This window comes from Enterobacter cloacae complex sp. 394I7 (genome assembly GCF_057320345.1).
Genome location: NZ_JBXWCR010000006.1, coordinates 1 through 20,392, shown reverse-complemented (window position 1 = coordinate 20,392; position 20,392 = coordinate 1). Strand labels below are relative to the sequence as shown.

At 55.5% G+C, this 20,392-nt stretch carries 24 protein-coding genes; 21 read left to right on the top strand and 3 right to left on the bottom strand.

What is annotated here, in order from left to right:
- Positions 1-161 precede the first annotated feature (161 nt).
- The 8 genes from mdcA (at position 162) to mdcH (ending at position 7,207) form a co-directional block, all read left to right on the top strand.
- Entirely contained in the window at positions 162-1,817 is a 1,656-nt protein-coding gene (gene mdcA, locus AC2FAP_RS18525; RefSeq protein WP_014171924.1) for a malonate decarboxylase subunit alpha, read from the top strand.
- On the top strand, positions 1,817-2,674 hold the full coding sequence (locus AC2FAP_RS18520) for a triphosphoribosyl-dephospho-CoA synthase (protein ID WP_020884594.1): 858 nt from the start codon (positions 1,817-1,819) through the stop codon (positions 2,672-2,674). The genes mdcA and AC2FAP_RS18520 overlap by 1 nt, the downstream gene beginning before the upstream one ends.
- 9 nt (positions 2,675-2,683) lie before the next feature.
- Positions 2,684-2,983, top strand: a complete 300-nt coding sequence (gene mdcC / locus AC2FAP_RS18515; protein ID WP_020884595.1) for a malonate decarboxylase acyl carrier protein — start codon at positions 2,684-2,686, stop codon at positions 2,981-2,983.
- Complete coding sequence (locus tag AC2FAP_RS18510; protein WP_014171921.1) at positions 2,976-3,809, top strand: biotin-independent malonate decarboxylase subunit beta; 834 nt, start codon at positions 2,976-2,978, stop codon at positions 3,807-3,809. Before mdcC ends, AC2FAP_RS18510 begins: the two co-directional genes overlap by 8 nt.
- The gene (mdcE, locus tag AC2FAP_RS18505) at positions 3,809-4,609 is read left to right on the top strand and encodes a biotin-independent malonate decarboxylase subunit gamma (RefSeq protein ID WP_449541984.1); all 801 of its coding nucleotides are present in this window, start codon (positions 3,809-3,811) and stop codon (positions 4,607-4,609) included. The genes AC2FAP_RS18510 and mdcE overlap by 1 nt, the downstream gene beginning before the upstream one ends.
- Before the next feature lie 122 nt (positions 4,610-4,731).
- The gene (locus AC2FAP_RS18500) at positions 4,732-5,691 is read left to right on the top strand and encodes an AEC family transporter (RefSeq protein ID WP_014171919.1); all 960 of its coding nucleotides are present in this window, start codon (positions 4,732-4,734) and stop codon (positions 5,689-5,691) included.
- A gap of 2 nt (positions 5,692-5,693) precedes the next feature.
- Positions 5,694-6,311 (top strand): malonate decarboxylase holo-ACP synthase, encoded by a 618-nt coding sequence (locus AC2FAP_RS18495; protein WP_047954759.1) that lies wholly within the window; start codon positions 5,694-5,696, stop codon positions 6,309-6,311.
- On the top strand, positions 6,311-7,207 hold the full coding sequence (mdcH, locus tag AC2FAP_RS18490; protein WP_020884598.1) for a malonate decarboxylase subunit epsilon: 897 nt from the start codon (positions 6,311-6,313) through the stop codon (positions 7,205-7,207). Before AC2FAP_RS18495 ends, mdcH begins: the two co-directional genes overlap by 1 nt.
- Here the strand turns inward: mdcH and AC2FAP_RS18485 are convergent.
- The gene (locus AC2FAP_RS18485; RefSeq protein WP_020884599.1) at positions 7,196-8,146 is read right to left on the bottom strand and encodes a LysR family transcriptional regulator; all 951 of its coding nucleotides are present in this window, start codon (positions 8,144-8,146) and stop codon (positions 7,196-7,198) included. The two genes, mdcH and AC2FAP_RS18485, sit on opposite strands and share 12 nt — an antisense overlap.
- Before the next feature lie 15 nt (positions 8,147-8,161).
- Positions 8,162-10,066 carry an ABC transporter ATP-binding protein gene (locus AC2FAP_RS18480; RefSeq protein WP_149376947.1) on the bottom strand — a complete coding sequence of 635 codons (1,905 nt, stop codon included), beginning with the start codon at positions 10,064-10,066 and terminating at the stop codon, positions 8,162-8,164.
- A 138-nt stretch (positions 10,067-10,204) separates the two neighbouring features.
- On the opposite strand from AC2FAP_RS18480, the gene kefG reads away from it, so the two are divergent.
- The 4 genes from kefG (at position 10,205) to slyD (ending at position 13,460) form a co-directional block, all read left to right on the top strand.
- Positions 10,205-10,756, top strand: coding sequence for a glutathione-regulated potassium-efflux system ancillary protein KefG (kefG, locus tag AC2FAP_RS18475; RefSeq protein ID WP_020884601.1), 552 nt, complete (start codon positions 10,205-10,207; stop codon positions 10,754-10,756).
- Entirely contained in the window at positions 10,756-12,561 is a 1,806-nt protein-coding gene (gene kefB, locus AC2FAP_RS18470) for a glutathione-regulated potassium-efflux system protein KefB (protein ID WP_020884602.1), read from the top strand. Before kefG ends, kefB begins: the two co-directional genes overlap by 1 nt.
- Positions 12,562-12,574: 13 nt before the next feature.
- Entirely contained in the window at positions 12,575-12,775 is a 201-nt protein-coding gene (locus AC2FAP_RS18465; RefSeq protein ID WP_013099038.1) for a YheV family putative zinc ribbon protein, read from the top strand.
- Positions 12,776-12,869: 94 nt separating this feature from the next.
- The gene (gene slyD / locus AC2FAP_RS18460; protein ID WP_014171912.1) at positions 12,870-13,460 is read left to right on the top strand and encodes a peptidylprolyl isomerase; all 591 of its coding nucleotides are present in this window, start codon (positions 12,870-12,872) and stop codon (positions 13,458-13,460) included.
- 54 nt (positions 13,461-13,514) lie between these two features.
- Here the strand turns inward: slyD and AC2FAP_RS18455 are convergent, their stop codons facing one another.
- A complete protein-coding gene (locus AC2FAP_RS18455; RefSeq protein ID WP_020884603.1) occupies positions 13,515-13,733 on the bottom strand; it encodes a protein SlyX in 219 nt (72 codons plus the stop codon).
- 237 nt (positions 13,734-13,970) lie between these two features.
- On the opposite strand from AC2FAP_RS18455, the gene fkpA reads away from it, so the two are divergent.
- From fkpA to AC2FAP_RS18410, 9 genes are all read left to right on the top strand, one after another.
- The gene (gene fkpA, locus AC2FAP_RS18450) at positions 13,971-14,792 is read left to right on the top strand and encodes an FKBP-type peptidyl-prolyl cis-trans isomerase (RefSeq protein WP_014171910.1); all 822 of its coding nucleotides are present in this window, start codon (positions 13,971-13,973) and stop codon (positions 14,790-14,792) included.
- A 166-nt stretch (positions 14,793-14,958) separates the two neighbouring features.
- Positions 14,959-15,681: a helix-turn-helix transcriptional regulator gene (locus tag AC2FAP_RS18445; protein WP_014171909.1), complete on the top strand. Its 723-nt coding sequence runs from the start codon at positions 14,959-14,961 to the stop codon at positions 15,679-15,681.
- A complete protein-coding gene (gene tusD, locus AC2FAP_RS18440) occupies positions 15,681-16,067 on the top strand; it encodes a sulfurtransferase complex subunit TusD (protein ID WP_014171908.1) in 387 nt (128 codons plus the stop codon). The genes AC2FAP_RS18445 and tusD overlap by 1 nt, the downstream gene beginning before the upstream one ends.
- Entirely contained in the window at positions 16,067-16,426 is a 360-nt protein-coding gene (tusC, locus tag AC2FAP_RS18435; RefSeq protein ID WP_014171907.1) for a sulfurtransferase complex subunit TusC, read from the top strand. The genes tusD and tusC overlap by 1 nt, the downstream gene beginning before the upstream one ends.
- A 7-nt stretch (positions 16,427-16,433) precedes the next feature.
- Positions 16,434-16,721: a sulfurtransferase complex subunit TusB gene (gene tusB / locus AC2FAP_RS18430; RefSeq protein ID WP_014171906.1), complete on the top strand. Its 288-nt coding sequence runs from the start codon at positions 16,434-16,436 to the stop codon at positions 16,719-16,721.
- 124 nt (positions 16,722-16,845) lie between these two features.
- Positions 16,846-17,220, top strand: coding sequence for a 30S ribosomal protein S12 (gene rpsL / locus AC2FAP_RS18425; protein ID WP_000246815.1), 375 nt, complete (start codon positions 16,846-16,848; stop codon positions 17,218-17,220).
- A 96-nt stretch (positions 17,221-17,316) separates the two neighbouring features.
- Entirely contained in the window at positions 17,317-17,787 is a 471-nt protein-coding gene (gene rpsG / locus AC2FAP_RS18420; protein WP_003861706.1) for a 30S ribosomal protein S7, read from the top strand.
- Positions 17,788-17,883: 96 nt separating this feature from the next.
- Entirely contained in the window at positions 17,884-19,998 is a 2,115-nt protein-coding gene (fusA, locus tag AC2FAP_RS18415) for an elongation factor G (protein WP_014171904.1), read from the top strand.
- A 69-nt stretch (positions 19,999-20,067) separates the two neighbouring features.
- Positions 20,068-20,392: GTP-binding protein (locus AC2FAP_RS18410; RefSeq protein WP_032314999.1), on the top strand; the 325-nt coding region annotated here is incomplete at its 3' end.

Sequence of the window (20,392 nt, the reverse complement as noted above, 5' to 3'; positions counted from 1 at the left end):
TTCCGAAACATGAACTGATCTCGATCACAAATATTTACCTTGATTATTACTCTCAGGCTAATGATTCCGCCCTGCGCTTAATTGATGACTTCCTCGCCACAGCGCACACTTTACTCAACGTTAAGCAAATCAGAATGATGTGCTGAATCAGGAGGTTAATAATGTTATCTGGGCAAACACCCACCCGGCAATGGAACACACGACGCACCGAGAAAGCGCGTCGTCTGGCCTCCGTACCGGTGCAGGGCAAGGTACTGCCAACCGGCGATCTTGTCGCCATGCTGGAAAAACTGATCGCGCCTGGCGACAAAGTCGTTCTGGAAGGTAATAACCAGAAGCAGGCCGATTTCCTTTCACGCTCGCTGGCTGAAGTGAACCCGCAAATCGTGCATGACCTGCACATGATTATGCCAAGCGTGGGCCGTAGCGAGCATCTGGATATCTTTGAGAAAGGTATCGCCCGCAAGCTGGACTTCTCCTTCTCCGGTACCCAGAGCCTGCGCATCTCGCAGCTGCTGGAAGATGGTCAGCTCGAAATTGGCGCTATCCATACCTACATAGAACTCTATTCACGTCTGTACGTGGATCTCTCGCCAAACGTGGCGCTGATTGCCGGCTTTAAAGCGGACCGAAAAGGTAATCTTTATACCGGCGCAAGCACTGAAGATACCCCCGCGCTGGTGGAAGCGGCCGCGTTCCATGACGGCATTGTCATCGCACAGGTGAATGAGCTGGTGGACGACGAATGCGACCTGCCGCGCGTGGATATTCCCGGCTCCTGGATTGACTTCGTGGTGGTGGCCGACAAACCGTTCTTTATCGAACCGCTGTTTACCCGCGACCCGCGTCTCATCAAACAGGAACATATCCTGATGGCGATGATGGCCATTAAAGGCATTTATGCGGAACATCAGGTGCAATCCCTGAACCACGGGATTGGTTTTAATACCGCGGCGATTGAACTGCTGCTGCCGACCTACGGTGAACAGCTCGGCCTGAAAGGCAAAATCTGTAAACACTGGACCCTTAACCCGCACCCAACCCTGATCCCGGCGATTGAAAGCGGCTGGGTGGAAAGCGTGCACTGCTTCGGCGGCGAACTGGGGATGGAAGAGTACATTCGTGCACGTCCGGATATCTTCTTTACCGGTGCCGACGGCTCTATGCGTTCCAACCGCGCCTTCTGTCAGCTGGCAGGCCAGTACGCCGTTGATATGTTCATCGGCTCAACCCTGCAGGTCGACGGGTATGCCAACTCCTCAACCGTGACCCGTGGTCGTCTCTCTGGTTTCGGCGGTGCGCCAAACATGGGCCATGACCCGCATGGTCGTCGTCATGCCACCCCGGCCTGGCTGAACATGATCACCGAACCTGATCCGATGCAGCGCGGTAAAAAACTCGTCGTCCAGATGGTGGAAACCTTCCAGGCAGGCGTGAAACCGACCTTTGTGGAAAAACTCGATGCTGTTGACGTTGCGAAAGCGTCCGGGATGCCTCTGGCTCCGGTCATGATCTACGGCGACGACGTGACACATGTACTGACGGAAGAGGGGATTGCTTACCTCTATCGCGCAGAAAGTCTTGAAGAGCGCCGGGCGATGGTTGCGGCCGTCGCGGGGATCACCGATATCGGTCTGGGCGTCGATGCCAAACGTGTGGCGCAGTTGCGCCAGAGCGGCAAAGTGGTTTACCCGGAAGATATGGGGATTCGCCGCACCGATGCCACCCGTTCTCTGCTGGCAGCAGGCAGCGTGTCAGACCTGGTTGAATGGTCTGGCGGTCTTTACAACCCACCTGCGAAATTCCGGAGCTGGTAATGAAACTTCTGCCCCAGATTCAGGTTGAAGGCGGTGCCGAATGGCTGGCGCGAACCGCCACGCAGTGTCTGATTGACGAAGCACAGTTAAGCCCGAAACCCGGTCTGGTGGACAGTCGGGGGAACGGCGCGCACCACGATCTGTCGCTCGCGTTGATGGAGCGTTCCGCGCGCAGCCTGACCCCCACGTTTCAGGCGCTGGCGCAACACAGCTGGCAGCGTCCGGCGGATATTGCGCTCAGGCAAACCATAGGGCGACTCGGCCGTGAAGGTGAGCAGCAGATGATGGCGGCTACCGACGGTGTAAATACCCACCGCGGCGCGATTTGGGCGCTGGGGCTGCTGGTCAGTGCCGTGGCGATGCTCGGTGGTGATGCCAGCGCGCAGGCGGTAGCGAATACCGCGGCACAGCTGGCGAAACTGCCCGATGACGCGGCGCCGAAAGTGTTCAGCAAAGGGCTACGCGCCACGCGCCGCTACCGGGTTCCGGGCGCACGTGAAGAGGCTCAGCAGGCATTTCCACACGTGATGCAGCGTGCTCTGCCGCAGCTTCGTCTGAGCCGTCTTAACGGCAGCAGCGAAACGTACGCAAGGCTCGATGCGCTGATGGCCATCATGACGTCGCTTACCGACACCTGCGTGCTGTCGCGCGCCGGGATGGCGGGGCTGGAGGCCATGCAGAACGGTGCGCGTGCGGTGCTGAGCGCCGGAGGATGCGCGACATCCGCAGGCCAGATGGCGCTGGCGAGGTTAGACCGCCACATGCTGGCACTCAATGCCTCACCGGGCGGAGCAGCCGACCTGCTTGCCGCCACGCTGTTTCTCGATCGCATCGAAACGCCTTATTCAAAGCATTAAGAGGATGTTATGGAAAAAATCACATTAACCATGCCAGCGAGCCGCGCGTTAAGCGGCAAAGCGCTCGCAGGGGTTGTTGGTTCCGGGGATATGGAGGTGCTGTTTGCCGCCGAACCGGGCCAGACGTTAACCATTGATATCACCACGTCCGTCGACAACAGCCGCGGTCGCTGGGAGGCGTTATTCAACCGCCTGCACACCGTCAGCAGCCTGCCTGCAGGAAAACTGACGATCCACGACTTTGGCGCGACGCCGGGGGTGGCACGCATTCGTATCGAACAGGTTTTTGAAGGGGTGAGCCATGCGTGATGATCGGAGTTTTATTGAATTAAAAGCTCGCCAGCGTGCGCAGGCATTGCTGGACGACGGGAGCTATCGCGAACTGCTGGATCCTTTTGAAGGCATTATCTCCCCGTGGCTGGGGCCGCAGGGCATCGTTCCTCAGGCCGATGACGGCATGGTGGTCGCCAAAGGCACCCTCAACGGCCAGCCTGCGGTAGTGGTGGCGATCGAAGGTGCGTTCCAGGGCGGCAGCATGGGCGAAGTGTCCGGCGCCAAAATGGCGGCGGCGCTGGAGCTGGCAGCAGAAGATAACCGCAACGGGATCCCGACGCAGGCGGTACTGTGTCTCGAAACCGGCGGCGTGCGTCTGCAGGAAGCCAACCTGGGCCTGGCGGCCATTGCCGATATTCATGCGGCAATTGTTGATCTGCGCCGTTACACCCCGGTGGTCGGGATTGTGGCCGGGACCGTGGGCTGCTTCGGTGGGATGTCTATCGCTGCTGCACTGTGCAGCTACCTGATTGTCACCCGCGAAGCGCGTCTCGGTCTGAATGGTCCTCAGGTTATCGAGCAGGAAGCGGGGATTGAAGAGTATGACTCCCGCGACCGTCCGTTTATCTGGAGCATGACCGGTGGCGAAGTCCGCTATGAAAGCGGCCTGGTAGATGCACTGGTTGGCGATGGCGTGAACGCGGTGAAAGCGGCGATGAACGACGCGATTGCCAAAGGCGTGCCTGCGAAACATCGCACCGATAACTATGACGATTACCTGAACCGTCTGACGAATTTCGACACCCGCAAACAGGCCGATGCCGAACAGATTAAAGCGCTCTTTGCCCGGGAGGTGAAATGATGACTAACTCAGTAAGCCGTGGCGAACTCTGGCTGCAAACGCTCGCGCCGAACGCCAGACGCCTGGAGGGTTTATGCCCGTCCGTACAGGCGGCCGATGGTGAACTTAACGGTGAAACGGTACGTTTTGTTGCCGTGGAACCGGATGCCAACAACCACTTCCCGCGCGCGGCGAAAGGGGAAGTCGGTCTGCTGGAAGGCTGGACGCTGGCAAAAGTGGTGAGCGAAACCGTTGCCGCCGATGCTAACAGCGCCGTGAAGCGCCCGATCGTGGCGGTGATTGATGTGCCAAGTCAGGCCTATGGCCGTCGTGAAGAGGCATTTGGTATTCACCAGGCGTTGGCCGGCGCGGCGGCGGCCTATGCTAACGCGCGTCTGGCCGGTCATCCGGTGATTGGGCTTATCGTTGGTAAAGCGATGTCCGGCGCGTTTCTGGCGCACGGGTACCAGGCAAACCGCCTGATTGCCTTTAACGATAAAGGCGTGCTGATCCATGCCATGGGTAAAGAGTCTGCGGCGCGTATTACGCTACGTACCGTGGACGCGCTGGAAAAACTGGCGGCAACGATCCCGCCAATGGCCTATGACATCAGCAACTACGCCACACTGGGGCTGCTTTCCAACCTGCTGGACATCAGCAACCCGGATGCCCCTTCTGAAAACGATCTGACGCAGGTGAAAACCACGCTGCAACAGGCCATCCATGACGCTCGCCAGGACAACACCCTGAAAAACCGTCTCGGTGCTGACAATCGCCGCAGCTCTGCCCTCGTACGCGAACGCATGCGGGCAAGCTGGTAAGTAAAAAGAGACCTGCCAGATGCACTCCCCGCGGACGTAACCGTGACGTCCGCGCGGGAACCTGCATCCTGAAAATAATAATCATCGCGCCAGTGCTTAAACTTTTTTACTACAGGTGAATTATGACTTACGTAATTGTTCATGCTCTTGCACCGATTTTCGTCATCATGCTGCTGGGATTCTGGGCCGGTAAGGCAAAGATGGTCGATAACAAAAATGTCTCCCTGCTCAATATTTTCGTCATGGATTTTGCTTTGCCTGCCGCGCTGTTCAGCGCCACGGTGCAAACCCCGTGGACCGGCATCGTAGCCCAGTCACCGCTGATTCTGGTGCTGACCCTGGCGATGTGGATAACCTACGCGGCCATTTACTTCCTCGCGACCAGCGTCTTTAAAAAATCCCCACAGGATGCCGCCGTGCTTACGCTGACGGTGGCGCTGCCAAACTATGCCGCGCTTGGCTTGCCGATTCTGGGCAGCGTGCTGGGTGAAAGTTCTTCAACCTCACTGTCCGTGGCGGTCTCTATTGCCTGTGGTTCGGTACTGATGACGCCGTTCTGCCTGCTGATTCTGGAACGTGAAAAAGCGCGTGCCGAAGGCAATAACTCCGGTTCAACGCTCTCGATGCTGCCGGTGCTGATGTGGCGTTCGATTAAAAAACCGATTGTGATGGGTCCCCTGCTGGGTGTGATTTTGTCTGCTATCGGCATCAAAATGCCTGAACTTGTTCTGGCCGCCATTAAGCCACTGGGCCTTTCTGCAACGGCTGCCGCGCTGTTCCTGACCGGGGTGATCCTTTCTGCGCGTAAGCTGCAGATCAACACCATGGTGATTACCTCAACCGTTGCCAAGCTGCTGATCCAGCCTGCGATTGCCTGGGGTATCGTTCTGATCTTCGGTCTGCACGGCTCCGTGGCGATCACCGCTATCCTGATGATTGCGCTCTCTGCCGGTTTCTTCGGCGTGGTGTTCGGTAACCGCTTTGGCGTGCAGTCTCCGGATGCGGAAGCGGTGCTGCTGTTAAGCTCGGTACTGTGTATCCTGTCGCTGCCACTGTTTATCTCGCTGACTTCAGGAATGTAATTATGACCACAACATTACGCCCTCACGACCTCATCTGGCTTAACGCGCGTGACGCGCTGGAAGGCATCACTGACGACTGGGTGGATGCGGTATGGCATACCGGTTTACCGGTGGTCGTGCGGCGTGATGTTGATAATGCTGGCCGTATTCCCGTTGGCGTACGCGGTTTACGCCGCGACCAGCGGGCGGCCGGTTGGGTGAAGCCAGACAACGTCGTGCGGGTGGTCTCACCCGAGGCGTTGAGCGTGACCGCCGATCTTCTGCGTTCACCGTTTGTGACTCAGCCACCGGTTCAGGTGGCGTTGCAACTTTCTCAGCAGTCATGGCCGTGGACGTGGGGAATTACGGGCAGCACGGGCTACGCCCTGGCGACCGGTATCCCGGTCATTCATGCCGACAGCGATCTCGATCTGCTGGTGCGAGCCCCTCAGCCTCTGTCGGCTGACGCTTTTCGTGTCTGGGCGTCACAGCTCAGCCGCGCGTTATGTCGGGCAGACACCCAGGTCGACACCCCTGAAGGCGGCTTTGCGCTGACGGAGTGGCTGCGCGACGGCAAAACGTTGCTGAAGACCCGCCGTGGGCCGCGCCTGGTGGCGGACCCGTGGCACAGGGAGGAGTGATGAAAATACTGTTTACCTTTCCAGGGCAGGGCACCCAGCATGTCGGTATGCTGCAAAACCTGCCTGGCACGACGCTGGAGCAGGCCCGCGAGGTATTGGGTGGCGAAGTCGATACGCTGGATACCGCGGCAGCGTTAACCCACACGCGAGCCGTTCAGCTTTCGTTGTTAATTGCCGGTGTTGCCTGGGCGCGTGAGCTTGAACAACGCGGCGTGGCACCGGATATCGTCAGCGGTCTGTCTATTGGCGCGTATCCGGCCGCGGTCATTGCCGGTGCGCTGGAATTTGCCGACGCGCTGAAGCTGGTCGCGCTGCGTGGCGATCTCATGGAGCAAGCCTATCCGCACGGTTATGGCCTGACCGCGATAATGGGTCTGACCCTGCCTCAGGTTGAAGCGTTGCTAGAAGGCACCGGAACGTATATCGCCAATCTGAACGCGGAAACGCAGATTGTGATCGCCGGCACCGATGAGGGGATGGCGCAGGTGGCGAAACGCGCGCTGGCAAAAGGGGCTAATAAGGCGCATCGGCTGACCGTCAGCGTGCCTTCCCATTGCGAGCTGTTGGCGGAGCCGGCGCACAAGCTGGTGGAGGCATTCACATCCGTCACGCTCACACGCCCGCGCTGTGCTTACCTGAGCGGCAGCACAGGACGCGTGCTCTGGACGCCTGAGAAAATCGCGGACGATCTGGCGATGAATATGGCGCGCACGGTGCGCTGGCAGGAAGCGGTGATTTCTGCCAACGAGCGTGAAGCTCGGCTGGCGATTGAAATGCCACCTGGCGGAGTACTGACCTGCCTGACGCGTCAGGCGGCCTGGGAAGGGGAGTCAGTTTCGCTGGAGCGCAGTGGTGTTGACGTGGCGGTACACCTGGCTAAGCGGCTACAGCGGTAGGGTCTGCGCAGGGTCGATGGCGATACTGCGGGCATACATTCGCCCTTCGGCTGCCAGTGCCCGCAGGCTGGGGTCTTGCTCGCGGTTGCGGGCAAACACAATGGCAATCAACTGCTGCATCTGATACGGCTGGGCCAGCTTCAGTAGCTGTACTGAGTTCTCATACACTTTCTTCATTCTGCCTGGCATGAGCGTAAAGCCCACGCCCGCCTGCACCAGACTCAGCATCGAGAAAATGTCATTTACGCGGGTGACGATTTCCGGTTCGAAACCGGCAATATGAAACGCCTCCTGAAACCCGGCGTAGGTGGCAAACCCTTCCGACAGCGCGACAAACTTCTGGTCTTTGTAATCACGTAAGTCGGCAGGCCCGCTGGTGTTCAGCGTGGCAGAGGCCGGTGCGGCAAGAAAAATGTCGTCATGGAACAGGGGGAGCACTTCCAGACTGTTGCGGTCGATATCGCTTTCGGAAATAGAGATGAGGATGGCGTCGAGCAAACCGTCGTCCAGCATACGCAACAGGGTCTCGTTAGAGCCCATCGTCAGGTCCATCTCCAGGTCCGGACGGCGCAGTTTCATCCCCATAATCAGGCGTGGCACGGTTTCCAGCGTCAGCGAGTAGAGCGTGCCGACGCGCAGTCGTCCCTGGCCAACACCGGCCGTTTTGCGCGCTTCTTCCAGCCCGCGCGCCATTACCTGCATCACTTCCTGACAATATTCCAGCAGCGTCCAGGCTGAAGGCAGCGCAATGAGATTGCGACCTTTGTGCGTAAAGAGCGGGCAGCGCACATTTTCTTCGAGAGTATGCAGCGCGCGGTGCACGCTAACGCCGCTCAGGCCAAGCGCTTCGGCGGTACGGGCGATATTGCCCTTCTCCATAAAGGTCATGAAGATGCTGAGTTTACGAAATGTAATGTCGCTCGTGATATCGAAACTCATAACCCTCCCGGGGATTTAGTCGGCCTGCAGCATGGCTTCCAGCTGTTCCTGGGCGTCCAGCCACGCCATCTCGCACGCTTCGAGGCTGGATTTCGTCTTCGCCTGTGTCTGCAGGCAGTCGGTCAGTTCCGCCTTACGGCTCTGGTCATACAGACCGCTGTCACCCAGCTTCTCTTCAACGGTAGCCAGCAGAGCGTTAAGTTTCTCCATCTCCTTTTCGAGACGGGCAATCTCTTTACGCAGCGGCTGGGTTTGAGTACGCAGTTCCGCTTCACGGCGCTTCTGGTCTTTACGCGCCTGGGCGCTGTTGGCGTTATCTTTCGACGAGTCGTCCGGCTGGTTTTCCTGCTTCTGCACGTCCGTCAGCCACTGCTGGTAGTCTTCCAGATCGCCATCGAACGGCTCGACTTTGCCATCGTGCACTAAATAGAGATCGTCCGTTGTGGAGCGGATCAGGTGACGATCGTGCGAGACGACAACCAGCGCGCCTTCAAACTCAATTAACGCTTCGGTCAGCGCCTGACGCATGTCGAGATCGAGGTGGTTTGTAGGTTCATCGAGCAGCAGCAGGTTTGGACGCTGCCAGACGATAAGCGCCAGCACCAGACGCGCTTTCTCGCCGCCGGAGAAACGTTCGGTGTTTTCGGTGACTTTATCGCCCTGGAAGCCAAAGCCGCCAAGGTAATCGCGTAGCTTCTGCTCCATCTCCTGCGGCGCCAGTCGCGCGAGGTGCTGGATGGGCGATTCATCCGCGCGTAAGAATTCCAGCTGATGCTGGGCGAAGTAGCCAAGCTTAATGCCTTTTGCCAGGCCGATCTCGCCGCTGACCGGGTTAAGCTCGCTCGCGAGTAGTTTAATCAGCGTCGATTTACCGGCGCCGTTACGCCCCAGCAGACCAATACGTGAACCCGGCACCAGGTTGAGCTTGATGGAGTCGAGAATAATGCGATCGCCATAGCCTGCGCTCACCTTTTCCATCTTCAGCAGTGGGTTCGGCAGGCTCTCGGGCTCGCGAAAACTGAAGTGGAACGGGTTATCGACGTGCGCCGGGGCGATCATCTCCATGCGTTCCAGCATCTTGATGCGGCTCTGGGCCTGCTTGGCTTTAGACGCTTTTGCCTTGAAGCGGTCAACAAAGCTTTGCAGATGCGCCACGCGCTGCTGCTGGCTTTCGTACATCGCCTGCTGTTGAGCAAGGCGCGTCGCGCGCTGGCGCTCGAATGAGCTGTAGTTGCCGGTGTATTCAAACAGGCTTTGCTGTTCGATATGAATGATTTTATCCACCACCGGGTCGAGGAAGTCGCGGTCGTGGGAGATCAGAATCAGAGTGCCCTGATAGCTCTTGAGCCACTTCTCCAGCCAAATAACCGCATCGAGATCGAGGTGGTTAGTGGGTTCATCAAGCAGCAGCAGGTCGGAACGGCAAATCAGTGCCTGCGCCAGGTTAAGGCGCATACGCCAGCCGCCGGAGAAGTCGCTAACGGGGCGTTCAAGCTGTTCGTTGCTGAAACCCAGACCGTGCAGCAGGCTGGAGGCGCGGGAGCGAATTGTCCATGCGTCGATGGCGTCCAGCTTACCGTGGACGGTGGCGATAGCATGACCGTCATTACGCTCGTTGGCGGCGTTCAGTTCAGCTTCCAGCTTACGGTATTCACGATCGCCGTCGATAACATAGTCGAGAGCGGGTTCGCTCAGGGCAGGCGTCTCCTGATTTACCCAGGCAAGCTGCCAGTTGCCCGGATAGGTAAAGTTACCGCCGTCAGCGCTAATCTCGTTTTTCAGCAGCGCAAGCAGGGTCGATTTTCCGCAGCCGTTTTTGCCGACCAGACCCACTTTTTGACCGGGATTGATGGTGGCGGAGGCGTTATCCAGCAGGACGCGCACGCCGCGGCGAATTTGTAACGAGGAGAAAACAATCATAGAAGCGCCGTATGTTCCGACTATGTTAATTTGTCATTATGATAATGTAAGGTGTGGGCCATTTTCCGCACCGGGCCGCCATGGTAGCCCAAAACAACGACGATACACAAAAACAGAAACAGAACCGGGAGGGGAGTGATGTCTCAGACAGCGAAAGTGCTGCTGCTGTATGCCCATCCGGAATCTCAGGACTCGGTGGCAAACCGGGTTCTGCTTAAGCCGGCTACTCAGCTCAGCAATGTGACGGTGCACGATCTCTACGCGCACTATCCTGATTTCTTTATTGATATTCCTTACGAGCAGGAACTGCTGCGTCAGCATGACGTGATAGTGTTCCAGCATCCGCTTTATACCTATAGCTGTCCGGCACTGCTGAAAGAGTGGCTGGACCGTGTGCTGAGCCGGGGGTTCTCCAGCGGGGTGGGGGGCAACCAGCTGGCGGGAAAGTACTGGCGCAGTGTCATTACGACCGGTGAGCCAGAGAGCGCTTATCGCCACGACGGTCTTAACCGTTATCCCATGAGCGATATCCTGCGGCCGTTTGAGCTGACGGCCGCGATGTGCCGCATGCACTGGATGAGCCCGATTATTGTCTACTGGGCGCGTCGCCAGAAGCCTGAAGCGCTGGCGAGCCACGCCAGAGCGTATGGCGATTGGCTGGCATCACCGATTTCGGCGGGAGGTCGCTAATGGAAGGATCGAATTTACTCCTGGCCGGCGTGCTGTTTTTATTTGCCGCAGTGGTGGCGGTTCCGCTGGCCGCCCGGCTGGGCATTGGCGCAGTGCTGGGCTACCTGCTGGCCGGGATCGCCATTGGCCCCTGGGGGCTGGGGTTCATCAGCGATGTGGATGAAATTCTCCACTTCTCTGAACTGGGCGTGGTGTTCCTGATGTTCATCATTGGCCTCGAACTGAACCCGTCAAAACTGTGGCAGCTCCGGCGATCGATATTTGGCGTGGGGGCGGCGCAGGTCTTGTTCAGTGCCGCGATTCTGGCCGGGCTGTTAATGCTGACCAACTTCTCGTGGCAGGCGGCGGTGATCGGCGGAATAGGTCTTGCGATGTCGTCGACAGCGATGGCGCTGCAGTTAATGCGTGACAAAGGGATGAACCGCAACGAGGCAGGACAGCTGGGCTTTTCGGTACTGCTGTTCCAGGACCTGGCCGTGATCCCGGCGCTGGCACTGGTGCCGTTACTGGCAGGCTCTGGTGACGATCATTTTGACTGGGTCAAAATCTCCATGAAGGTGCTGGCCTTCGCCGGCATGCTGATTGGCGGACGTTTCCTGCTGCGGCCGGTGTTTCGTTTTATTGCCGCCTCTGGCGTGCGCGAGGTGTTTACTGCCGCGACGCTGCTGCTGGTGCTGGGCTCGGCATTGTTTATGGACGCGCTGGGGCTGTCGATGGCGCTCGGTACGTTTATCGCCGGGGTGCTCCTTGCCGAAAGCGAATATCGTCACGAACTGGAAACGGCTATCGATCCGTTTAAAGGGCTGCTGTTAGGGCTGTTCTTTATTTCGGTGGGAATGGCGCTCAACCTGGGCGTGCTCTATACCCATTTGCTGTGGGTGGTGATGAGCGTTGTTGTGCTGGTGGCGGTAAAAACGCTGGTGCTGTACGTCATGGCACGGATATACGGGCTGCGCAGTTCCGAGCGCATGCAGTTTGCCAGCGTCTTAAGTCAGGGCGGAGAGTTCGCGTTCGTGCTGTTCTCCACCGCCTCCTCCCAGAAGCTGTTTAAAGACGATCAGATGGCGCTGTTGCTGGTGACGGTCACGCTGTCGATGATGACCACCCCGCTGCTCATCAGGCTGGTGGATAAGCTGCTCTCGCGACGCTTAAATCCGACAGAGGATGAAGATGAGATGCCGTGGGTGGAGGATGATAAGCCGCAGGTGATTGTGGTGGGCTTTGGCCGCTTTGGGCAGGTGATTGGACGTCTGCTGATGGCGAACAAAATGCGCATCACGGTGCTGGAGCGCGATATCAGCGCGGTGAACCTGATGCGTAAATACGGCTACAAGGTGTACTACGGCGACGCGACCCAGCTCGAACTGTTGCGTTCAGCGGGAGCAGAAGCGGCAGAATCCATCGTGATTACCTGCAACGATCCGGAAGATACAATGAAGCTGGTGGAACTGTGCCAGCAGCATTTCCCGCATCTGCATATTCTGGCGCGTGCGCGTGGACGTGTTGAAGCGCACGAACTGCTGCAGGCAGGTGTGAAACACTTCTCCCGTGAGACATTTTCCAGTGCGCTGGAGTTGGGGCGTAAAGCGCTGATTTCGCTGGGCATGCATCCCCATCAGGCTCAGCGGGCCCAGATGCATTTTCGCCGGCTGGACATGCGAATGCTGCGCGAATTAATGCCGGTACACTCTGATACGGCGCAGATCTCCCGCGTGCGGGAAGCGCGTCGCGAGCTGGAAGAAATTTTCCAGCGAGAGATGCAACAGGAACGACGCCAGCTCGATGGCTGGGATGAATTTGAATAAAGGGTAACGAAAGATGGCTGTACGTAAACGCTTTATTGCGGGCGCAAAATGCCCGAGCTGCCAGGCGCAAGATACGCTGGCGATGTGGCGGGAAAATAATATTGATGTCGTAGAGTGTGTTAAGTGCGGTCATCAGATGCGCGAGGCGGATAAAGAAGCCCGCGATCATGTTCGCAAAGAAGAGCAAGTTATCGGGATTTTTCATCCGGACTAGCGATATGCCCTGAGTTTTTTTAAGCTAAAGGGTACACGGGTGCAGATTTCCGCTACAATCTGCGCCAGCAATTTTCCCTTGCTCAGGAGATATCATGAAAGTAGCAAAAGACCTGGTGGTCAGCCTGGCCTATCAGGTACGTACAGAAGACGGTGTGTTGGTTGATGAGTCTCCGGTGAGTGCGCCGCTTGACTACCTGCATGGTCACGGTTCCCTGATTTCCGGCCTGGAAAACGCGCTGGAAGGTCACGACGTTGGCGACAAATTCGACGTTGCTGTTGGCGCGAACGACGCTTACGGTCAGTACGACGACAACCTGGTGCAGCGTGTTCCTAAAGACGTGTTCATGGGCGTTGACGAACTGCAGGTTGGCATGCGCTTCCTGGCGGAAACTGACCAGGGTCCGGTTCCTGTTGAAATCACTGAAGTGGAAGACGACCACGTTGTGGTTGACGGCAACCACATGCTGGCTGGCCAGAACCTGAAATTCAACGTAGAAGTTGTTGCGATCCGTGAAGCGACCGAAGAAGAGCTGGCTCATGGCCACGTTCACGGTGCGCACGGTCACGACCATGACCACGATCACGGCCACGACGGCTGCTGCGGTGGTCACGGCCACGATCACGACCATGGTCACGACCACGGTAAAGGTGGTTGCGGTAACGGCGGCTGCGGTTGCCACTAATTCCGTTATGCGGAAAATAAAAAAGCGGGATAATAATCCCGCTTTTTTTACGCCTCAATAATGAGGTGGTGGCGTCTCTTCTGACTGAGAGGCAATATGTGACGGCTGTGTGGCCTTCAGTTTGTCCGTCAGCAGGCGCATGAGATCCCGCAGTTTCGCCATTTCCAGTTCATGTGCGGTCACAGTCTGGTTTAGCTCTTCGATGGTGATGTCCTGAAAAGCCAGGCGGCTTTCCAGCTCAGCCATTCTCGCTTCTAACATTGTGTCCTTCATCATTCACCTCGTTGTATCTCATTAACCACAATCGGCCAGCGGCGGCGAAGTTTAACTGAGTTTATCCTTAAGTTCAGTATCTATCCCCTTGGCAAGAAACTTATTTAAACAAAAATAGTCTGAAAAGTGGCGAGAATCGGGAGAGTCTGTCTGTAGATTTCTTCCGCAACGTTTTATAGTACGTAACTCATTTACGTTTAACGCTGGGGTGAGAGTCCCCAGGCCCTGGAGATATGGATGAAATCACTGTTTAAAGTAACGCTGCTGGCGACGACGATGGCTGTTGCGCTGAACGCGCCGCTGTCCTTCGCTGCTGATACTGCTGCGAAGCCTGCTGCAACTGCAGACAGCAAAGCGGCGTTCAAAAATGACGACCAGAAATCCGCCTACGCACTTGGCGCATCTCTGGGTCGTTACATGGAAAACTCTCTGAAAGAACAAGAGAAACTGGGCATTAAACTGGACAAAGCTCAGCTGATCGCGGGCGTTCAGGACGCATTTGCAGATAAGAGCAAACTGTCTGACCAGGAAATTGAACAGACTCTGCAGGCGTTCGAAGCACGTGTAAAAGGTGCCGCTCAGACTAAGATGGAAGCGGATGCAAAAGACAACGAAGCGAAAGGCAAAGCCTACCGCGATACCTTTGCTAAAGAGAAGGGCGTGAAAACCTCCTCTACGGGTCTGGTGTACAAAGTTGAGAAAGAAGGTACCGGTGATGCGCCTAAAGACAGCGATACTGTCGTGGTTAACTACAAAGGTACGCTGATCGACGGTAAAGAGTTCGATAACTCTTACACCCGTGGTGAGCCTCTCTCCTTCCGTCTGGATGGTGTGATCCCAGGCTGGACTGAAGGTCTGAAAAACATCAAGAAAGGTGGCAAGATCAAACTGGTTATTCCACCGGATCTGGCATATGGCAAAACCGGCGTTCCAGGTATCCCTGCTAACTCTACCCTGGTCTTTGACGTAGAGCTGCTGGACATCAAGCCAGCGCCGAAAGCTGATGCGAAACCAGAAGCGCAGGCAGAACAGAAAGCTGCGACAGACGCGAAGAAGTAATGGAATGAAAACCGCCGCCTTTAAGGCGGCGGTTTTTTTTATTGTGGGGCAGATATAATTAACACTGGAAAGCGTTATGCACGCTGTATTAATTTAGTTGTCCGTGTAGATAATGAGCCTGCCCTGAAAACCTAACGACAGGCTCCTGAAAAGGAGTGTTTTTTTCATGTCCAGGTCGCTTTTAACCAACGAAACCAGTGAACTTGATTTACTGGATCAACGTCCTTTCGACCAGACCGACTTCGATATTCTGAAATCCTACGAGGCGGTAGTGGACGGGTTAGCGATGCTCATTGGGTCCCACTGCGAAATCGTATTGCACTCCCTGCAAGATCTTAAGTGTTCCGCCATCCGCATTGCTAATGGTGAGCATACTGGCCGTAAAATTGGTTCGCCAATCACCGACCTTGCATTGCGTATGCTGCATGACATGACCGGCGCGGACAGCAGCGTCTCCAAATGTTATTTCACCCGCGCCAAAAGCGGCGTACTGATGAAATCAGAAACCATCGCGATTCGAAATCGCGAGCATCGCGTGATCGGTCTGTTGTGCATCAACATGAACCTTGATGTGCCGTTCTCGCAAATCATGAGCACTTTCATACCGCCTGAAACGCCGGACGTTGGGTCCTCAGTTAACTTTGCCTCCTCTGTTGAAGATCTGGTGACGCAGACGCTTGAGTTCACTATCGAAGAGGTGAATGCCGATCGCAACGTATCGAACAACGCCAAGAATCGTCAGATCGTGCTGAATCTCTATGAGAAAGGGATTTTTGACATCAAAGACGCCATTAACCAGGTGGCCGATCGCCTGAACATTTCCAAGCATACGGTCTACCTCTACATCCGCCAGTTCAAAAGCGGTGATTTCCAGGGGCAAGACAAGTAATGCGTTTTTCGCTGATGGTGACAGGCCCGGCGTATGGTACTCAGCAGGCCAGCAGCGCGCTGCAGTTTGCGCATGCGTTACTGGCTGCCGGACATGAGCTGGTGAGCGTCTTCTTTTATCGGGAAGGGGTGTATAACGCCAACCAGTTTACCTCACCGGCCAGCGATGAATTTGATCTGGTGCGCGCCTGGCAGACGTTGAACGAGACAAGGGGGGTTGCCCTGCATATCTGCGTGGCGGCAGCCCTGCGTCGCGGCGTGACCGATGCCACCGAAGCTGAACGTCTTGGCTTGCCAGGGGCCAACCTGCAGCCGGGGTTTTCGTTGAGCGGTCTGGGCGCACTGGCACAGGCTGCGTTAACCTGCGACAGAGTGGTGCAATTCTGATGAAACGCGTGGCGTTTGTTTTTTCATCTGCTCCGCACGGTAGTGCGTCCGGCAGAGAAGGGCTGGATGCGTTGCTCGCAACATCAGCACTGACCGAAGACATCGGTGTCTTCTTTTTAGGGGATGGCGTGTTTCAGCTTCTGGCAGGCCAGCAGCCGCAGGCTATTCTGGCGCGGGATTACATCGCGACCTTTAAAGTGCTGCCGCTTTACGACATTGAAACCTTTTTTGTCTGCGCTGATTCTCTTGCTGCGCGCGGTCTGAGCGATAAGACGTCTTTCGTGCTGGATGTAACACTCCTCCCGGCCGACGCGCTGCGCGACCAACTTTCCCATTACGACACTGTTCTGAATTTCTGAGGCTGACATGCTCCATACCCTGAGCCGTTCACCGTGGCATTGTGATATCGACGCATTACTGAGTATGCTGCGCGAAGGTGATGACCTGCTGCTGATTCAGGATGGCGTACTGGCTGCGCTTGAAGGGAGTCGTTTCGTTGAAATTCTCAGCAATGCCCCCATATCCGTCTCTGCGCTGAAAGACGATCTTGAGGCGCGAGGTCTTTCTGGTCAAATTTCAGCCAAAATTGACGTGGTTGGCTATACTGATTTCGTCAATCTTACTGTGACGCACGCCAGTCAAATGAACTGGTGATCCGAGATCGCTGTATATTTCTTGACACCTTTTCGACGTAGCCCTAAAATTTCGCGTCCTCATATTGTATGAGGTCGTTTTATTACGTGTTTACGAAGCAAAAGCTAAAACCAGGAGCTATTTAATGGCAACAGTTAACCAGCTGGTACGCAAACCACGTGCGCGCAAAGTTGCAAAAAGCAACGTGCCTGCACTGGAAGCCTGCCCGCAGAAACGTGGCGTATGTACTCGTGTATATACCACCACTCCTAAAAAACCAAACTCCGCACTGCGTAAAGTATGCCGTGTGCGTTTGACTAACGGTTTCGAAGTGACTTCCTACATCGGTGGTGAAGGTCACAACCTGCAGGAGCACTCCGTGATCCTGATCCGTGGCGGTCGTGTTAAAGACCTTCCGGGTGTTCGTTACCACACCGTTCGTGGTGCGCTGGACTGCTCAGGTGTTAAAGACCGTAAGCAGGCTCGCTCCAAGTACGGCGTGAAGCGTCCTAAGGCTTAATGGTTCTCCGTTAAGTAAGGCCAAACTGATTTATCTTAATGTCAAACTAAACTCGTAGAGTTTTGGACAATCCTGAATTAACAACGGAGTATTCCCATGCCACGTCGTCGCGTCATTGGTCAGCGTAAAATTCTTCCAGATCCGAAATTCGGATCAGAACTGCTGGCAAAATTTGTAAATATCCTGATGGTAGATGGTAAAAAATCTACTGCAGAAGCAATCGTATACAGCGCGCTGGAGACCCTGGCTCAGCGCTCTGGTAAAAATGAACTGGAAGCTTTCGAAGTCGCTCTCGACAACGTGCGCCCGACTGTAGAAGTTAAGTCTCGCCGCGTTGGTGGTTCTACTTATCAGGTTCCAGTTGAAGTTCGTCCGGTTCGTCGTAATGCTCTGGCAATGCGTTGGATCGTTGAAGCTGCTCGTAAACGCGGTGATAAATCCATGGCTCTGCGTCTGGCGAACGAACTTTCTGATGCTGCAGAAAACAAAGGTACTGCAGTTAAGAAACGTGAAGACGTTCACCGTATGGCAGAAGCCAACAAGGCGTTCGCACACTACCGTTGGTAATCCCTTCGGAGTATTAGTCACCAGGCGGGCGCTTCAGCGAAGCTGCCCGTCCTGGGTTACTTAACTGAACGCCTAAAGAAACAAACGAGGAATCAAATGGCTCGTACAACACCCATCGCACGTTACCGTAACATTGGTATCAGTGCGCACATCGACGCCGGTAAGACCACTACTACCGAACGTATTCTGTTCTACACCGGTGTAAACCATAAAATCGGTGAAGTTCATGACGGCGCAGCCACCATGGACTGGATGGAACAGGAGCAGGAGCGTGGTATTACTATCACCTCCGCAGCGACTACTGCATTCTGGTCAGGTATGGCTAAGCAGTACGAACCGCATCGCGTTAACATCATCGATACCCCAGGGCACGTTGACTTCACCATCGAAGTAGAACGTTCCATGCGTGTTCTTGACGGCGCGGTAATGGTTTATTGCGCAGTTGGTGGTGTTCAGCCACAGTCTGAGACCGTATGGCGTCAGGCGAACAAATATAAAGTTCCACGCATCGCGTTCGTTAACAAAATGGACCGTATGGGTGCTAACTTCCTGAAAGTTGTTGGTCAGATCAAATCCCGTCTGGGCGCGAACCCTGTTCCGCTGCAGCTGGCAATTGGTGCTGAAGAAGGCTTCACCGGCGTTATCGACCTGGTGAAAATGAAAGCCATCAACTGGAACGATGCAGACCAGGGCGTTACCTTCGAATACGAAGATATCCCAGCTGAGATGCAGGACCTGGCTGACGAATGGCACCAGAACCTGATCGAATCCGCTGCTGAAGCTTCTGAAGAGCTGATGGAGAAATACCTGGGTGGTGAAGAACTGACTGAAGAAGAGATCAAAAAAGCTCTGCGTCAGCGTGTTCTGAACAACGAAATCATCCTGGTAACCTGTGGTTCTGCATTCAAGAACAAAGGTGTTCAGGCGATGCTGGATGCGGTAATTGATTACCTGCCATCCCCGGTTGACGTTCCTGCGATCAACGGCATCCTGGACGACGGTAAAGATACTCCGGCTGAACGTCACGCAAGCGACGAAGAGCCGTTCTCTGCACTGGCGTTCAAAATTGCTACCGACCCATTCGTGGGTAACCTGACCTTCTTCCGCGTTTACTCTGGTGTGGTTAACTCCGGTGACACCATCCTGAACTCCGTGAAAACGGCGCGTGAACGTTTTGGCCGTATCGTACAGATGCACGCTAACAAACGTGAAGAGATCAAAGAAGTTCGTGCGGGCGACATCGCTGCAGCAATCGGTCTGAAAGACGTGACTACTGGTGACACCCTGTGTGACCCGGATCACCCGATCATTCTGGAGCGTATGGAATTCCCTGAGCCGGTAATCTCCATCGCGGTTGAACCAAAAACCAAAGCTGACCAGGAAAAAATGGGTCTGGCTCTGGGCCGTCTGGCGAAAGAAGACCCATCATTCCGCGTATGGACTGATGAAGAATCTAACCAGACCATCATCGCTGGTATGGGTGAACTGCACCTGGACATCATCGTTGACCGTATGAAGCGTGAATTCAACGTTGAAGCGAACGTGGGTAAACCTCAGGTTGCTTACCGCGAAGCGATTCGTGCGAAAGTTACCGATGTTGAAGGTAAACACGCTAAGCAGTCTGGTGGTCGCGGTCAGTACGGTCACGTTGTGATCGACATGTACCCACTGGAGCCGGGCTCTAACCCTAAAGGTTACGAGTTCATCAACGACATCAAAGGTGGTGTAATTCCTGGCGAATACATCCCAGCCGTTGATAAAGGTATCCAGGAACAGCTGAAAGCGGGCCCTCTGGCTGGCTATCCGGTTGTTGACATGGGTGTCCGTCTGCACTTCGGTTCTTACCACGACGTTGACTCCTCTGAACTGGCGTTTAAACTGGCTGCGTCTATTGCCTTTAAAGAAGGCTTTAAGAAAGCAAAACCAGTTCTGCTTGAGCCAATCATGAAGGTTGAAGTAGAGACTCCTGAAGAGAACACCGGTGACGTTATCGGTGACTTGAGCCGTCGTCGCGGTATGCTGCGCGGTCAGGAATCCGAAGTAACTGGCGTTAAGATCCATGCTGAAGTTCCGCTGTCTGAAATGTTCGGATATGCAACTCAGCTGCGTTCTCTGACCAAAGGTCGTGCATCATACACCATGGAATTCCTGAAGTATGATGATGCGCCTAACAACGTTGCTCAGGCCGTTATCGAAGCCCGTGGTAAGTAATCCACAGGATTAAAACCTAAGTCCCGTGCTCTCTCCGAAGGGGAGAGCACTATAGTAAGGAATATAGCCGTGTCTAAAGAAAAATTTGAACGTACAAAACCGCACGTCAACGTTGGTACTATCGGCCACGTTGACCATGGTAAAACTACCCTGACCGCTGCAATCACTACCGTACTGGCTAAAACCTACGGCGGTGCTGCTCGTGCATTCGACCAGATCGATAACGCACCAGAAGAAAAAGCGCGTGGTATCACCATCAACACTTCTCACGTTGAATATGACACCCCGACTCGCCACTACGCACACGTAGACTGCCCAGGCCACGCCGACTATGTTAAAAACATGATCACCGGTGCTGCGCAGATGGACGGCGCGATCCTGGTTGTTGCTGCGA

What these genes read in the sequence shown, in the direction of transcription:
- mdcC (WP_020884595.1), top strand. Translation starts at nt 2,684, where the DNA reads ATGGAAAAAATCACATTAACCATGCCAGCGAGCCGCGCGTTAAGCGGC.
- AC2FAP_RS18480 (WP_149376947.1), bottom strand. Translation starts at nt 10,066, where the DNA reads ATGATTGTTTTCTCCTCGTTACAAATTCGCCGCGGCGTGCGCGTCCTG.
- kefG (WP_020884601.1), top strand. Translation starts at nt 10,205, where the DNA reads ATGTCTCAGACAGCGAAAGTGCTGCTGCTGTATGCCCATCCGGAATCT.
- fkpA (WP_014171910.1), top strand. Translation starts at nt 13,971, where the DNA reads ATGAAATCACTGTTTAAAGTAACGCTGCTGGCGACGACGATGGCTGTT.
- AC2FAP_RS18495 (WP_047954759.1), top strand. Translation starts at nt 5,694, where the DNA reads ATGACCACAACATTACGCCCTCACGACCTCATCTGGCTTAACGCGCGT.
- rpsL (WP_000246815.1), top strand. Translation starts at nt 16,846, where the DNA reads ATGGCAACAGTTAACCAGCTGGTACGCAAACCACGTGCGCGCAAAGTT.
- AC2FAP_RS18445 (WP_014171909.1), top strand. Translation starts at nt 14,959, where the DNA reads ATGTCCAGGTCGCTTTTAACCAACGAAACCAGTGAACTTGATTTACTG.
- AC2FAP_RS18465 (WP_013099038.1), top strand. Translation starts at nt 12,575, where the DNA reads ATGGCTGTACGTAAACGCTTTATTGCGGGCGCAAAATGCCCGAGCTGC.
- AC2FAP_RS18510 (WP_014171921.1), top strand. Translation starts at nt 2,976, where the DNA reads ATGCGTGATGATCGGAGTTTTATTGAATTAAAAGCTCGCCAGCGTGCG.
- slyD (WP_014171912.1), top strand. Translation starts at nt 12,870, where the DNA reads ATGAAAGTAGCAAAAGACCTGGTGGTCAGCCTGGCCTATCAGGTACGT.
- tusC (WP_014171907.1), top strand. Translation starts at nt 16,067, where the DNA reads ATGAAACGCGTGGCGTTTGTTTTTTCATCTGCTCCGCACGGTAGTGCG.
- mdcE (WP_449541984.1), top strand. Translation starts at nt 3,809, where the DNA reads ATGACTAACTCAGTAAGCCGTGGCGAACTCTGGCTGCAAACGCTCGCG.
- rpsG (WP_003861706.1), top strand. Translation starts at nt 17,317, where the DNA reads ATGCCACGTCGTCGCGTCATTGGTCAGCGTAAAATTCTTCCAGATCCG.
- fusA (WP_014171904.1), top strand. Translation starts at nt 17,884, where the DNA reads ATGGCTCGTACAACACCCATCGCACGTTACCGTAACATTGGTATCAGT.
- AC2FAP_RS18500 (WP_014171919.1), top strand. Translation starts at nt 4,732, where the DNA reads ATGACTTACGTAATTGTTCATGCTCTTGCACCGATTTTCGTCATCATG.
- AC2FAP_RS18485 (WP_020884599.1), bottom strand. Translation starts at nt 8,146, where the DNA reads ATGAGTTTCGATATCACGAGCGACATTACATTTCGTAAACTCAGCATC.
- AC2FAP_RS18520 (WP_020884594.1), top strand. Translation starts at nt 1,817, where the DNA reads ATGAAACTTCTGCCCCAGATTCAGGTTGAAGGCGGTGCCGAATGGCTG.
- mdcA (WP_014171924.1), top strand. Translation starts at nt 162, where the DNA reads ATGTTATCTGGGCAAACACCCACCCGGCAATGGAACACACGACGCACC.
- kefB (WP_020884602.1), top strand. Translation starts at nt 10,756, where the DNA reads ATGGAAGGATCGAATTTACTCCTGGCCGGCGTGCTGTTTTTATTTGCC.
- tusD (WP_014171908.1), top strand. Translation starts at nt 15,681, where the DNA reads ATGCGTTTTTCGCTGATGGTGACAGGCCCGGCGTATGGTACTCAGCAG.
- AC2FAP_RS18455 (WP_020884603.1), bottom strand. Translation starts at nt 13,733, where the DNA reads ATGAAGGACACAATGTTAGAAGCGAGAATGGCTGAGCTGGAAAGCCGC.
- mdcH (WP_020884598.1), top strand. Translation starts at nt 6,311, where the DNA reads ATGAAAATACTGTTTACCTTTCCAGGGCAGGGCACCCAGCATGTCGGT.
- tusB (WP_014171906.1), top strand. Translation starts at nt 16,434, where the DNA reads ATGCTCCATACCCTGAGCCGTTCACCGTGGCATTGTGATATCGACGCA.